Annotated in this window: 14 protein-coding genes; 3 read left to right on the forward strand and 11 right to left on the reverse strand. The window is 55.0% G+C overall.

All coding sequences use genetic code 11. The features are described 5' to 3' along the window. Position 1: 1 nt before the first annotated feature. From EYR88_RS06725 to EYR88_RS06745, 5 genes are all read right to left on the reverse strand, one after another. Positions 2-826: a sugar phosphate isomerase/epimerase gene (locus EYR88_RS06725; RefSeq protein ID WP_131088894.1), complete on the reverse strand. Its 825-nt coding sequence runs from the start codon at positions 824-826 to the stop codon at positions 2-4. A gap of 60 nt (positions 827-886) precedes the next feature. Continuing rightward, positions 887-1,906, reverse strand: a complete 1,020-nt coding sequence (locus tag EYR88_RS06730; protein ID WP_131088895.1) for a Ppx/GppA phosphatase family protein — start codon at positions 1,904-1,906, stop codon at positions 887-889. A 32-nt stretch (positions 1,907-1,938) separates the two neighbouring features. Then, positions 1,939-4,743, reverse strand: a complete 2,805-nt coding sequence (gene topA, locus EYR88_RS06735) for a type I DNA topoisomerase (protein ID WP_131088896.1) — start codon at positions 4,741-4,743, stop codon at positions 1,939-1,941. Positions 4,744-4,892: 149 nt separating this feature from the next. Continuing rightward, positions 4,893-5,543: a helix-turn-helix domain-containing protein gene (locus tag EYR88_RS06740; protein ID WP_131088897.1), complete on the reverse strand. Its 651-nt coding sequence runs from the start codon at positions 5,541-5,543 to the stop codon at positions 4,893-4,895. A gap of 23 nt (positions 5,544-5,566) precedes the next feature. After that, on the reverse strand, positions 5,567-7,156 hold the full coding sequence (locus EYR88_RS06745; protein ID WP_131088898.1) for a methyltransferase: 1,590 nt from the start codon (positions 7,154-7,156) through the stop codon (positions 5,567-5,569). A 73-nt stretch (positions 7,157-7,229) separates the two neighbouring features. Here EYR88_RS06745 and EYR88_RS06750 point away from each other — a divergent pair, with 73 nt between their 5' ends. Beyond that, positions 7,230-7,808: a GNAT family N-acetyltransferase gene (locus EYR88_RS06750; protein WP_131088899.1), complete on the forward strand. Its 579-nt coding sequence runs from the start codon at positions 7,230-7,232 to the stop codon at positions 7,806-7,808. A gap of 58 nt (positions 7,809-7,866) precedes the next feature. Here EYR88_RS06750 and EYR88_RS06755 read toward each other — a convergent pair whose 3' ends face one another. Beyond that, positions 7,867-8,766 (reverse strand): rhodanese-related sulfurtransferase, encoded by a 900-nt coding sequence (locus tag EYR88_RS06755; protein WP_131088900.1) that lies wholly within the window; start codon positions 8,764-8,766, stop codon positions 7,867-7,869. A gap of 164 nt (positions 8,767-8,930) precedes the next feature. Here EYR88_RS06755 and EYR88_RS06760 point away from each other — a divergent pair, with 164 nt between their 5' ends. Beyond that, a complete protein-coding gene (locus EYR88_RS06760; protein WP_131088901.1) occupies positions 8,931-9,587 on the forward strand; it encodes a GNAT family N-acetyltransferase in 657 nt (218 codons plus the stop codon). A 100-nt stretch (positions 9,588-9,687) separates the two neighbouring features. Beyond that, positions 9,688-12,018 carry a DEAD/DEAH box helicase gene (locus EYR88_RS06765; RefSeq protein ID WP_131088902.1) on the forward strand — a complete coding sequence of 777 codons (2,331 nt, stop codon included), beginning with the start codon at positions 9,688-9,690 and terminating at the stop codon, positions 12,016-12,018. 27 nt (positions 12,019-12,045) lie between these two features. Here the strand turns inward: EYR88_RS06765 and EYR88_RS06770 are convergent, their stop codons facing one another. The 5 genes from EYR88_RS06770 to EYR88_RS06790 all read right to left on the reverse strand — a co-directional run bounded on the left by EYR88_RS06770 (position 12,046) and on the right by EYR88_RS06790 (position 14,176). After that, a complete protein-coding gene (locus tag EYR88_RS06770; RefSeq protein WP_131088903.1) occupies positions 12,046-12,426 on the reverse strand; it encodes an Rv3654c family TadE-like protein in 381 nt (126 codons plus the stop codon). Further along, the gene (locus tag EYR88_RS06775; RefSeq protein ID WP_131088904.1) at positions 12,423-12,770 is read right to left on the reverse strand and encodes a TadE family type IV pilus minor pilin; all 348 of its coding nucleotides are present in this window, start codon (positions 12,768-12,770) and stop codon (positions 12,423-12,425) included. The genes EYR88_RS06770 and EYR88_RS06775 overlap by 4 nt, the downstream gene beginning before the upstream one ends. Before the next feature lie 3 nt (positions 12,771-12,773). Next, complete coding sequence (locus tag EYR88_RS06780; protein WP_131088905.1) at positions 12,774-12,956, reverse strand: DUF4244 domain-containing protein; 183 nt, start codon at positions 12,954-12,956, stop codon at positions 12,774-12,776. A gap of 141 nt (positions 12,957-13,097) precedes the next feature. After that, a complete protein-coding gene (locus tag EYR88_RS06785) occupies positions 13,098-13,634 on the reverse strand; it encodes a type II secretion system F family protein (protein ID WP_131088906.1) in 537 nt (178 codons plus the stop codon). Continuing rightward, positions 13,631-14,176, reverse strand: coding sequence for a type II secretion system F family protein (locus tag EYR88_RS06790; RefSeq protein ID WP_165477292.1), 546 nt, complete (start codon positions 14,174-14,176; stop codon positions 13,631-13,633). The genes EYR88_RS06785 and EYR88_RS06790 overlap by 4 nt, the downstream gene beginning before the upstream one ends. Between the last annotated feature and the right edge of the window lie 41 nt (positions 14,177-14,217).

Here is a 14,217-nt window from a genome sequence, read left to right on the forward strand (position 1 = left end):
TTCATTGTTTCATTGGGTCGCGCTCGGAGCTTGCAGATAAGTGCTCACGAGCAAATTCAAGGGTCTTTCCCAGCCACTCTTCTTTTTGGCCGGCATTCTTTGCCTTGCGCGTGGAGACTTCAACCGCCATGGTTCCTGACCACTGAACGTCCCGCAAATACTGCAAGGTTTCGGCCACGCGCTGTGTTCCTAGGCCCGGTACCAAGTGCTCGTCTTTACCGTTATCAAGACCGTCGCAAAGGTGCACGTGGGTTAATCGCTGACCGAGGTCCTCCACGGCTTGGCGCGAATCGGTATTGGCAATGGCAGCGTGGGAGAAGTCCCACGTGACGTGTTGGTAATTTTGCGGAACTGGGTTCCAGTGCGGCAAGTACATTTTTGCCTCGCGGCCTCGGGCGCGCCACGGGTACATATTCTCCACGGCGATTTTCATCCCGGTGGTATCAACCAGACGCTGGACACCATCGGCGAAGCCTTCAGCGTAGGTGCCCTGCCATCTGAATGGCGGGTGTGCCACTACGACGCTGGCGCCCACTGCTTGAGCCAGGATGACCGAGCGTTCCACCTTGGCCCAGGCCGAACCCCACACCTGCTGAGTCAACAACAGGGTCGGTGCGTGGATGGCCATGATGGGCAGTTGGTACTTATCCATCAATTTTTTGAGCGCGTCAGCGGACTGGCTTGCAGCATTTCCGGTAATCAGGACCTCAATGCCGTCATATCCCACGTCTTTGGCCATAGCGAACGCGTCATGGACCGATAGCGGGTAGACGGACGCGCTGGACAAGGTGACCGGCACCCGGTGAGAACTCTTCTGGTCTTCCATGCCCCTGCCTCCTGTTACGGTGGCGCCCTAGTTCAAGGGCACCTGTATCACTGAGAAACTCTAGCTACTTGGCTCTTTCAAGAACTGGTCTTTTTCATAAGCCAAGGGTACTTCTCCCACACCCACGCTACTACTGAGCGGTGTCGCTGAAGCAAACATCACGTGATCAAAACGGCGCAGCATCAATCCTTCACGAATTGCCCATGGGCAGATTCGGATGGATTTCAGCTTCAACGCGCTCATCGCTTCGTGAGCCACAATGGCGCCAGCTAACAGCTGCGGTGCACGGATCTCTGAGACCCCTGGCAGCTCGGCTCGCTCGGCCCAGCTCATCGCTGTCAGACGGTTAGTCCAGAGCTTTAGCGCGTCACGGTTTAGTACACGTTTCACGTACGGACCTTCATCACTCGGAGCAGCTCCGGTGATGCGGGCCAATGAACGGAAAGTTTTAGATGTTGCCGTGGCCAACGTTGGTTTTCCGTATTGGCGCAGCTCGGTCGAAGGGTCATTCAGGACGTCGCGTACATAGGTACGCAATTCCTTGACCTCTTTGATCGACGGCAAGTCATTCGGCAGCCATTCACGAGTCAGGCGTCCGGCACCCAAAGGCACCGAGAATGCGGCCTGTGGGAATTCGTCGGTGCCATAGGCCAGCTCTAACGAACCGCCACCCATATCCAGGTTGAGGATAGATTCCGAAGACCAACCAAACCAACGACGTACCGAGTAGAAGGTCATGCCGGCTTCTTCTTCACCGGATAGTTCCATCAAGCTCACACCGGTCTGAGTTTTGACTCGTTCCAGCACACTGGCACCGTTGGAAGATTCACGAATAGCCGATGTACAGAAGGCCATAAAGTCTTCCACCTGATGGCTTCCAGCAAATTTCACTGCTTCATCAATAAATGAAATCAGCTCTTGCTGGCCCTCTTCGGTAATGGCACCGTATTCGTTGAGGTAGCGCACCAAGGACAGTGGACGCTTGTGCGATGCATAGGGGACCGGTCGGGCTCCTGGGTATGCGTCGACGAGCAAAAGGTGAACGGTATTCGAACCGATATCCAGTACACCTAGTCGCATGGTGCGCTCCTCATTTGGCCGAGCAAAAAATTCTAATCAGTCTTTTTTGCGGTCGTCTTTTTGGTCGTAGTCTTCTTTGCTGGCGCCTTCTTGGCGGTGGCTTTCTTGGCCGGAGCCTTCTTCGCTGGCGCCTTCTTCGCGGTACGTTTTACCGGGCCGCGGGCGCGCTTGTCTGCCAGCAATTCGATAGCCTGCTCGCGAGTCAGCTCCTCCAACGACGTTCCTCGCGGAACGGTGATGTTGGTAATCCCATCGGTGATATAAGGACCGAAACGACCATCCTTGACCACGATGTTCTTTTCGCTTGTCGGATCCGCACCGAACTCTGCCAGTGGCGGAACAGCAGCGCGGCGACCACGTTGCTTTGGCTGCGAGTAGATCTCCAGAGCTTCATCCAAAGTGATGGTGAAGATCTGATCTTCGCTCTCAATTGAGCGCGAATCGCTACCCTTCTTCAGGTATGGACCAAAGCGACCGTTCTGTACGGTGATCTCTTCACCCTCAGCATCTGCACCCAGCACGCGTGGCAAGCTCATCAGCTTCAACGCATCATCCAAGGTCACCGTCTCAACGGTCATGCTCTTGAATAGTGAAGCGGTGCGAGGCTTAAGCTTGACCGGCTTCTTAGGTGGCTTAGGCTTGCCATTCTTGTAGTACTCCACAGGCTGAGCAGCCAAATCTTCGGCCGTTGGCTCTGGAATGATCTCCGTGACATAGGCGCCATAGCGACCGTCCTTGGCCACAATCGCACGGCCCGTTTCTGGGTCAGTGCCCAGTTCGTTTTCCGAGACCTGCGAGGTAGCAAAGAGCTCTTCAGCCTTCTGTGCAGTCAGCTCATCCGGTGCCAAATCTTCAGGCACGTTGGCGCGCTGTGGCTCGGTACCTTCTTCAGCACCTTCCGGGATGGCACGTTCAAGGTAAGGACCGAACTTGCCCACACGCAAGGTGATGTCATCAGTGACTGGGATGGAGTTGATGGCGCGCGCATCAATGTCACCGAGGTTATCGACTACATGCTTCAGGCCTTCGGATTCAGACTCTGCGCCCTTGCCGAAGTAGAACAGGTTCAGCCAATCGCTACGAGCGCGCTGACCCTTGGCGATCTCGTCGAGGTCATCTTCCAACCGTGCGGTGAAATCGTAGTCAACGTACTTAGCAAAATGCTCTTCGAGCAAACGAATAACAGAGAAGGCAATCCAGCTAGGAACCAAAGCTCCGCCACGCTTGGTGACGTAGCCACGATCCATGATGGTGGAGATTGTTGGTGCGTAGGTTGAAGGGCGACCAATTTCGCGCTTTTCCAGCTCAGCAACAATCGAGGCTTCGGTGTAGCGTGCTGGCGGGGAAGTTTCGTGGCCCAAGGCCAGAAGCTCATCTCCTGCCAAGTACTGTCCGACACTCAGCTGTGGCAGGCGTGCCTCAGCGTCAGCGGCAGCAGCTTCAATAGCCTGCTCATCCTTGCCTTCTTCGTAGGCCGAAAGGAATCCGCGGAAGGTAATCACGGTACCAGAGGCTGAGAATTCAGCAACGCGGCTATCACTAGCGGTGCCCTGAAGCTTGATGGTGGCGGTGAAGCCCTTGGCATCTGCCATCTGCGAAGCAACGGTGCGCTTCCAGATCAGCTCGTAGAGTGCGTTTTCATCCTTGGACAGCGAGGAACGCACATCCTTGGGACGACGGAACATGTCACCGGCTGGACGGATCGCTTCGTGAGCTTCCTGTGCAGCATCGGACTTGGCCTTGTAAACACGTGGCTTGGCTGGCACCGAGTCGGCACCATAAAGTTCGGTGGCCTGCTTGCGTGCGGCGGTGGTTGCTTCCTGCGAGAGGAAGACCGAGTCCGTACGCATGTAGGTGATATAACCGTTTTCATACAGGCGCTGAGCGATCTGCATGGTCAGCTTGGAGCTCCAGCGCAACTTGCGCGAGGCTTCCTGCTGCAACGTGGAAGTGGTAAATGGTGCGGCCGGACGACGTGTGTACGGCTTATCTTCAACCGAGGTGACAGCAAAGTCAGTGTCGGAAAGATTGGTAACCAGCGACTGAGCCGATTCTTGATCCAGGTGAGCGAGCTTGTTGCGAGTTGCCTTTAGTGCACCGCGGTCATCAAAGTCACGGCCCGAGGCCACGCGGGCGCCGTCAACGGCAGCGAGCTTCGCTTCGAAGCCTTCGCCTTCTTTAGTGGCAAAGTTGCCTTTCACGTCCCAGTATCCAGCCGGGATGAACGCCATACGTTCGCGTTCACGCTCAACAACCAGACGAGTAGCCACAGACTGCACACGACCTGCAGACAGGCCACGAGCTACCTTGCGCCACAGTACCGGCGAGATCTCGTAACCGTACAGACGGTCCAAAACACGACGGGTTTCCTGGGCATCAACGAGGTCGGTATCCAACTCGCGCATGTTTTCCAGTGCGCGAGAAATACCTTCCTTGGTGATTTCGGTGAAGGCCAGACGACGTACTGGAACTTTGGGCTTAAGCACCTGCAACAGGTGCCACGCGATGGCTTCGCCTTCGCGGTCCGCATCGGTTGCGAGGTAAAGTTCGTCAGCTTCTTTAAGCTTGGCTTTCAGTTCTGAAACGCGCTTTTTCTTGTCTGGATAGACCATGTAGTAAGGCTCAAAGTCATTATCCAAATCAACAGCAAACTTGCCCACCGACGTCTTCTTCAACTCGGTTGGTAGTTCTGATGGCTGTGGAAGATCGCGAATGTGCCCCACCGATGCATCAACGTCAAAGCCCTCGCCCAAATACTTGGCGATCGACTTCACCTTGGCAGGAGACTCCACGATAACGAGTTTCTTACCAGTCTTTTCTTTGGCCTTGGGGGGCACAGCACTCCTTTTAAACAGTCCGGACTTTAGGAGTCTTATTTAGACCCCGAATCAGTCCGCCATCGCAGCTTCGTTCTTTGTGCCTACTCTATAGCCACATTTCCCGATGATCTTACACCGAGGGATAACCGTGGTTTGAGTGAGGCTTTTTACAACGCTGCTTCACCGGAACTCTGATATTCGGGAAGCAACGAGATTAAGTAGAACATACGACGGGAGTCAATGCTTCGTTCCTCAGCAGTAGCTTTCGCCTCGTACTCGTAGACAAGGTCCAACATTCTGCGATTGAACTCACGCTGTTTATCTTCAGAAAGGAAGACCAAACCGCTAGTGAGCATAGGTGGGCGATCAGGATCTGGGGTGATTCCTGCGTTCGCTTCATTTTGGCGTCGCTGAACTTCGGCGTTCAGCCGTGTTCTAAATGCGTTTAATTGCACGTTTAGATATGCAGTCTTGGCGTTAGAGGAGTCGATCTGAGTGTTCAGTTCCAACCGTTCACCGGCCGCACGCCACCTACGCTCGCGGGCATCACCTTCGCTTGCTGCACGGATCACATACCCGTATTTTTCAAGCGCACGCAAGTGATAGCTCATGGCGCTAGGCGTTAGATCACACAGCGATGCGAGTTCAGTTGCAGTGCGAGTAGTCTGCGAGGCAAAGAGCTCATCCAAAACGATTAGTCGCGCGTCATGGGCCAAAGCACGAATGGCCTGTGGGTCCGTAATGGAGACGACCTGTGGAAATTCGCTCTCCTGGGTCGAGGCTGCAGGAGCCTGCTCCTCTATTGTGTTGCGTGTCATAGGCAAGAACTTTAGCGCTTGTTTCACATTTTACGAAGCATACCGTGTAGCAAGAGGCGCTTCACTGCTTCATAAAGCCGTTCCGCAAAGTCTTCCTCGCCCTCACCGATCAGCGAATCTAGCGCGTTGACTAGTTGAATTACGGACAAATCACCGTCGCAGGCAGAAACAAATCCGGCTTGTGCAGTATCAAGGAGTTCGGTTCTACGCAGACCCGCACCTTGGCGAAGCAAAATCACCCCAGGATGCTCAGCTCCGGGACGCTGATGGCGCTCTTCGGTCACGTCTTCGGCCACCAGCAGGTGCCAGTTTTTAAAATCTTCTCCTGCGGCTGCCAGTTCATCAGCCATGGCGATATCGCGCTGCAAAGTCGGGGCCAGCGGCTGCTCCACCTGGTGGGTGATCTGCTCATAACTTTGCAAGACCCGATGGCCGTCTACCGGCTTGCGGAAGTAGACCAACCCGAAGCCCACCGCAGCTACGGCACGGGATTCAAAATCATCAAGGTACGCGTTGTAAGCGGCAATATAGGAGCTTGAGTCTTCGGTCTGTGAAGAGTCCCGTAGCCACGTTTCGGCATAACCACTGGGGGTAGTCTGCTCACGTTCAATGACCCAGACGTCCAGGTCTTCTGCGAACCATTGGCGAACTCGTGTATCCCACGAAGCATCCGACTCGTCATCTATGCGAGGAATCTCCCAGTTAGAGAGCATCTGCAGCGAACCGCCAGGAGTCAGGAACTGCGGTGCCTGCTCAATGAGCGTGCTCACCAGGTTGTCTCCAGCCATGCCGCCATCACGATAAGTGAATCGGTCTTTGGCTCGCTCATTAGAACTGCGAGGGGTGATCACAAACGGTGGATTGCTAGCGATCAGTTCAAAGCTCTGCCCGGCTACCGGTTCGAAGAGGCTCCCCTGCAACAGCGTCACACGAGCTTCAAGATTCTGTGGGTCAAGCTTCAGCGCCCGGTGGTTGAGCAACAGATTGAATCGGGCAAAGCCCAAGGCGCGAGCCGAAAGGTCAGTTGCCGTGACATGTTGTGCATGAGACAGCAGGTGGAAGAGCTGGATTCCGCAACCGGTGCCAAGGTCCAAAGCCCGTTGAACGTCGGCTCGAATTGTCAGCTGTGCCAGTGTCAGCGATGCTTGGCCAATTCCCAATACGTGGTCAGTGCGCAATACACCTGGGCGCTGATGTGCACCAAGGTCATGAGCCACCCACAGCTCACCGTCCACGTCTGAGGAATGCAGCGCCAAGGCGATGGTGGCACGGAAACCACTGGCCCACGCATCGATAAGGCCGAGTTTGATCAGACCTTCCACTTTCACATGGCTAAACGCCTGATTGATCGCGGATTCAGATACGGTTTGGGCCAGCTGGAAGAGTCGGATCACAGATGCCAAAGGCGAATCAGGTGTTTGGCGATCTAGTATTCGCAAGGCCGGGTGAATTTGGTCCCGGGCAAATGCGGAGGCCGCTTCTTCACCGATCAACTCTATGACGTTTTCGTAGCTATATCCGAGGTCATCCAAGTCTTTGACTAGCAAGTCAATCAAGGTTTGATCGGAACTTTGAGGGGTATCGTCCAGGGCAGAAAATTCAGCGGCATTCACATCTTCAAGTCTACCGAGTCACGCAACTGTGCGCAGATAGCTTGATTCGCCCTGCCCCGAATAGGATGTGGGCATGACTCAAGTGACTGTTACCTTCCTTCAGCAGCTGTCCTCGGATGAGCTCATCGGCTCCACCAAGACCCTTCCCAGCGACGCACGAATTGAACAAGTTGAGCAGATCACCCCAGAATTCTCACGCTTCCTCTACCAAAGCGTAGGCAGCGAACTAAATTGGACTGACCGGTTGGATTCGACAAGGGAAGTGTGGAACGAAGTTCTGATACGTCCTGGTTCTGAAACGTGGGTCCTCTATCGGGGCGGCGCACCACGCGGTTACTTCGAGCTGGTCACCGAAGCCGGGCAGGGTGGAAGCGAAGTGGAGATTTTTTACTTCGGACTTTTCCCTGATGCCACGGGCCAGGGACTCGGCGGAGTTTTACTTGACCAAGCTTTGACTCAGGCGTGGCGCTTAGCAAGCCGGTGGCCTGCTTTACCTGAGGTCTCCCGAGTGTGGCTGCATACGTGCTCGCTCGATTCTCCCGCTGCGCTGCCTAACTATCTGGCCCGCGGTCTGAAGATCTATCGCACCGAGGTTGAAGAATCCGAGGTACGCGACGCATCGACCGGATTATGGCCGGTGGCTGCCAAATAGAAAAAGCTCGGCACCAACTTCGCGAGAAATTGGTGCCGAGCCTCTTTATGAGATGCGCTTAGGCATCCACGCTGTTGCAATCTGGGCAGCGACGTAGCTGCTCATCATGTGCGCAGTCCTCGCAGAACAGGCGCAGGTTACGACAGGTTGGGTTTGAGCAGTTTTCAAACTTGTTGGTTGGTCCCTGACAGCCAACGCACTTGCCGATGGTTACGGCATCTTCCGAGAACTCGGTGTGCATACGCTTGTCGAAGACATAGAGGGATCCTTCCCACAGGCCTTCATCCGCATACTTTTCGCCGTAACGAACGATGCCGCCTTGCATCTGGTACACCTCTTGGAAGCCGCGCTTAACCATCAGCGCTGAGAGTACCTCGCAACGGATGCCACCGGTGCAGTAGGTAACTACCGGCTGGTCCTTGAGGTGGTCGTATTTGCCCGAATCAAGTTCGGCTACAAAGTCACGCGTGGTATCAACTTCAGGAACGATAGCGTCCTTGAACTTACCGATCTGCGCTTCGAAGGCGTTTCGTCCGTCAAAGAAGTGCACCTTTTCGCCGGACTTCTTCTTGGTGTCTACCAACTCGTGAAGTTCCTCGGGGCGCAGGTGGGTTCCGCCGCCAACAACACCGTTTTCGTCTACTTCCAGTTCGCCGGGCGCACCGAAGGTGACTATCTCGTCGCGGACCTTGACCGAAATACGTGGGAAGTCTTCTGCGGAGCCTTCGGACCACTTGATGTCCATTTTTTTGAAGGCAGGAAGTTCGCGGGTGGCTTTGACGTAAGCCTTAACAGCCGAGATCTCGCCACCGACGGTACCGTTAATACCTTGCTTGGAGATGATGATGCGTCCGCGTAGTCCCCAACGTTCCAACAGTGAACGTTGCCACAGGCGAATTGCCTCTGGGTCAGGAAGCGGAGTAAATGCGTAATACAGAACTATGCGATGAATGGCCACCATACAATATTAGTAGCTTTTGGTCGCGAAACGCCGAGTAAAAGAGCAACGTCACACTGATTCGTCGCGAAATTTCCAGTGGTCCGGTGGTCCAAGAGTTTCAACTAGGCAACGATTAGGTCGACATCAGCAAATTCCTAGGAAAGACAAGGTAGGGTCAAATTATGGCATCAAACGCAAGCGATGAACTGATCGGCACCTGGGTCACCGGCTGGGCTGGCGCCCGTGGCTACGAAACTCGCAATGAGGGACGAGTCCATGCTGCCCTGCGTCACGACACCACCGAAGACTGGGAATACGTGATCTATGGCCCTTCTAAAGAGGAACTGGCTGCAGTCGCCGAAACTCTAAAAAAACACCCTAACCGTCGCCTTACCGCGTTTGATGATTCGGCCGAAAATTTGGTCGCCATCGCCAGCGAGGTTGGCCTACAGGTTACTGCCGACGACGAAGCACTCATGGTGACTGAACTTGCCGTGCACGACGTTGAAGTACCGTTGCCCATTGATGGCTTTGTCTTCCAGATTGAACGCGATGGCACCCACGCTTATGTTTCCTTGCACCCCGAGGGCAACCAAGAAGTAGTGGCCGCCTCAGGTCACGTGTCGGCCGTTAACGGTGTGGCAATTTTTGACCGCATCATCACCGGTGCAGACTTCCGTCGCCTTGGCCTGGGTACCTTGATCATGCGCGCTCTGGCCTCTTTGGCTCAGGAACACGACGTGGACGAAGGCCTGCTCATTGCTTCGGTTGACGGCCAGCAGCTTTACGCTTCACTGGGCTGGACTTCCCTGGGCAAAGTTGTCATGTTCAAAGCCTGAACTATCTAGTATTTTTCTTTCGCCGTATCCGACGCATCAAAGTGTTGGGTACGGCGATAGTCTTTAACTTCAGCAATTTTTGGTTCCGAAAGGCGTCCACGTGAAGTCAGTGCGTTCCCTGCTGGATCCGTATGACCGGACTAATGATCCGGATGCGGTTCTTCATCGTCGTTCAAGGCCAGCCAAAGATGAAGTGACCAGCGACTGGCCGCAATGGCTCAGCACTGAACTGATCGAAACTTTCCAAGGCTTAGGCATTCAAAAGCCGTGGTTGCACCAAGCGCAAGCTGCCAACCTCATCCATGAGGGGCAGCACACCATCGTGTCGACCGGCACCGCCTCTGGTAAGTCGATGGCCTACCTGATGCCAAGTTTGGACGTGCTGTTCAAGGCGCGAGACAGCGGATTTAATGATGCTGATTCTGCCGCTTCTATCCTCTACATTTGCCCTACCAAAGCCTTGGCGGCTGATCAGCTCTCCGCGGTTCAAGCTTTGGATGTTCCCGGTGTCCGCGCAGCTCCCTACGACGGCGATACTGATCAGGCCACCCGCGCTTGGGTTCGCCAGCATGCCAATTTTGTTTTCACCAATCCTGATATGTTGCACCGCGGGATCATGCCCAACCATCCAGCGTGGTCACGGTTCTTCAAGCGTCTGCGCTACATCGTGATCGATGAAGCCCATTCCTACCGCGGCGTCTTCGGAGCCCATGTAGCTAACCTGTTACGCCGTTTGCGTCGAATCTGTGAGCACTACGGAAGCACACCGGTGTTCATCGGTGCCTCGGCAACAAGCTCCGATCCAGAAGAATCTTTTGGGCGGCTCATCGGGGCACCCGCCAAGGCGGTAGTCCATGATTTTTCGTCCAGTGGCGAACTAGTCATCGGCTTGTGGGAACCTCCGTTGACCGAGCATAAGGGTGAAAACGGTGCCCCGGTTCGCAGAACTGCCATTGCTGAGAGCGCGTCAATCCTCACCGACTTGATGGCAGATCACGTACGCACCATCGTTTTCATCAAGTCTCGACGTGGCGCCGAAACCATAGCAACACTGACACGTAAACACCTTGAACGCTTCGCACCAGAGCTCTCGGTTCGTTTGGCTGCCTATCGTTCGGGCTATCTACCGACGGAACGTCGAGAAGTTGAGCGGCAGTTACGAAGTGGAGAGCTTCTGGGAGTCACCTCAACTTCGGCCTTGGAGCTCGGCATCGATATCGCAGGTCTTGATGCGGTCGTCGTTGCCGGATGGCCAGGTACCAGAGCATCGTTCTTCCAGCAGATTGGTCGAGCGGGCCGCTCGGGTCAAGATGCCTTGGCTATTTTTGTTGCCGCCGAAGATCCGTTGGATACCTATCTTGCTCATCATCCGGAAGCCATCTTTGATTTGGGTGTCGAAGCTACAGTTTTTGATCCACACAATAAGTACGTACTGAGCGGACACTTGTGTGCTGCCGCCCAAGAATCCCCGTTGCGTCCCGAAGAGCTGGAACTTTTCGGCCCGAAGACTGAAGAACTTCTCGAATCTTTAGTTCAGCGAGGCTACTTGCGGCGCCGACCTGCCGGCTGGTTCTGGACCCACCCGCAGCATGCGGCCGCGATGTTCTCTATTCGCGCTGACGGTGGCGGGCCGGTGGACATTATTGATGCTGAAACTGGCGCACTTTTGGGAACCATGGATTCTCCTCAGACGCACTATCAGGCGCACCCCGGTGCCATCTATGTGCATCAAGGTGCCAGCTACCATGTGGAAGAACTCGATGAACAAAATCATGTTGTTGTCGTTAGCAGAGTAAACCCGGATTACTACACCACGGCGAGAGACCTCACTACGGTTGCCATCGATTCTGAAGAACGTAAAAGTAGCCATCGTGAGCTGAACATTTACTTTGGTGAAGTCACCGTGACCACCCAGGTCGTTTCATTCCAAAGAAAGTCCGTGGCATCTAATGAAGTTCTTTCAGAAGAACCTCTGGAGCTTGAAGCCCGTGATCTGAATACCAAGTCAATCTGGTTCACGTTGACCGAGCAACGACTGCTGCGCGCTGGTCTAACCGTGGATCAATTTCCCGGTGCACTTCACGCCGCAGAACACGCCATGATCGGTTTGTTGCCACTGGTGGCCACCAGTGATCGCTGGGATATTGGCGGAGTTTCTACTGCCCTGCATATGGACACCGGTGAACCGACTATCTTTGTTTATGATGCTCAGCCTGGCGGGGCAGGATTTGCCGAGCGCGGATTTGAACGGTTCACCGATTGGGTTCGAGCTACCAGAGAAGCTATTGATGCTTGCGAATGCCAATATGGTTGCCCGAGCTGCGTCCAATCCCCCAAGTGCGGCAATCGCAATAACCCTTTGGACAAGGCCGGAGCCATCTTGCTGCTCAGCGCCGTCTTGGACGATGTCGAGCCTCGACACCACCGCTAGTACCCGGCTCATGTCTCTCCCCTCTGCTTAGGGCTGATCCAGTGGTGGTGCTCCGGCGCGGGCCGTGGCTTTCGCCGCATAGATTTCGAAGCCCATAATTTGGGAAGCGATGGGGACTTTGGCAGTGACCATCACGGTTTGCCCGTCGGCTTCAACCAGGCACGATTCCAACTGGGCCTTGTTAGCGTTTGCCAGTTCTCCTGCAACGCCACAAGGATCTCCCGGGCGCAGTCCTCGCGCCGTATCGGCCCCGGCCAAGGCAGCTAGATCAGCGGCCGAGGCAGCAGTCATTGCCGCGTGGACGGCGGCTACCCAAGTCAGTAGCGCCCCAGTCAGGAGCAAGGCAATGATCACCAATGCCGTGGTCACTACAGCGCCGCTGCCTTGCTCATCTCGAATGTTTATCATTGGCTACTTCTTTCAACGGCAACACTTGCTTGGCCATGAATCTGCATGCTGCCAACGATGGGGATTTGCACCGATTTGCTGACCGTCACCTTCGACAATCCACCGCCACTAGATATGGTGAATCTGGCCTGATTTCCAGCCAACCTGACTCCGCTGGCTCTTGCTGTTGATCCATCTTCGCCGCGGGCCAATTCCCTAGCCATGGCCCCGGCTGCCTGTTGAACTTGAATTTGTTGGATCCCAAGGACTCCTAAACACAGCAAGAGCGAGAGCATCAACACAACCGCCGGAAGCAGCACCGCAAATTCTGCGGTGCTGCTTCCTGATTCATCGCTGAGTTTCATGGCCTACAGCGACAGGGCTTTGCTGATCAGACCCATCAGCATTCCACGTACATCGCCGCTGGATAGAATGCTGATCAGCAAGCCGGCGAATGCCACAGCGGCCAGGGTGACCATAGCAAACTCGGCGGTTGTGGAACCCTGCTCGTCCTTCAGCTGGTCCATGATTTCGCGGAACTGTCCGTTCATTGTTTTCACCTTTCTCAGTGTTAGTTGTTGGCGGCTTTGTCGCTGCCAACGGTGTATCTTCACTCTCAGCTAGTCGGTAAAGTTCTTGAGCTAGTTGCAAACGATCTGGGTATAACTCTTATGAACATCTCGTCAGGCAATCTAGAGGCTGGGAAACAGCGCGATGATCAGAGGCACAACGCCCAACGCAATGAAAGCGGGCAAGGCACAGGCACCCAGGGGCAGAACAAGTTTCGTCGCGAACTGTGCTCCGAGACGTGCCACCTTTTGCGAGTGTTCTCGACGTTGAAGGGCGGCAGTATTACGCAGCAGATTAGCTGCCGGAGCACCGGTCGTATGGGCGAAGAGCAGTGCTTTGCGCAGTGGCGCAAGCCATTGGGGTGCGGCTTCCCATGCCTTATCCCACGCGAGATTCATTTCCAGACACCGAGCGACGCTTCGCAAAACGGTGCACTGCTCTATATTGCTGCCAAGCAAGTCCAAGATCTCCGTAATAGGCATGCCTGCATCCAGCAGGCTGGCGCTCAAATCAAGGACTAATTCGATGGGCTGCTGGGCGTCACGACGCTTGGATGGCCCTTCTGTTGGTATCAATCGAGCAGACATTCGCGCAGTAATCCCGGTGCCGAGGCTAAGAAGTCCGGCGAGCGCTGCGGATAACAAGATGAGTGTGTTCATGACAGTGCCTGCGCTGAGGTTGAGTGCAGGAGTCGTTGACACCAGAATCTATTCAAAACCCAGAGCCCTACGCCGACGGCTACGCTCAACTGGGCTGCCCATGAGGAAGTGATTGTTCCGATCACGTCGATGCCTACGAGTAACCCGAAGCCGAACCCAACCAAGGGAAGCCAAGTGAGTAACTTGGTGGTGGCTTTCGGTCCGGCCATCGCTGCATCAAAGGATTGCTGAGCTACCAACGCTGATTCCAGATCCTCGGCTAGCCGTTCAAGGACTTCGGCCAAACTAGCGCCGCTGCGTTCAGAAATTTTCAGGCACCAATGCAATCGTTGAACCGCCGGATGCCCACTTCGGCTGAGCGATACGGATTCGTTGCCGGGCTGGTTGTTCAACCGATGAGTTGCCTGCAAGCCCTTCAACGCTTGGGCAATATTGCCTGTGTTTTCTTCAACTTCAAGCAGGGCCTCCAACGCTGGATAGAAACCCACGCCGCTTCGAAGCAGTGCCGAGAGTTCTCGAATAACGCGCGCGTCTTCGCTCAAGGCCAGATTCTTTTGATGGGCCCCTTGGCTGCTTTTCTTCC

Source organism: Arthrobacter sp. S41 (assembly GCF_004320535.1).
GTDB lineage: Bacteria > Actinomycetota > Actinomycetes > Actinomycetales > Micrococcaceae > Glutamicibacter.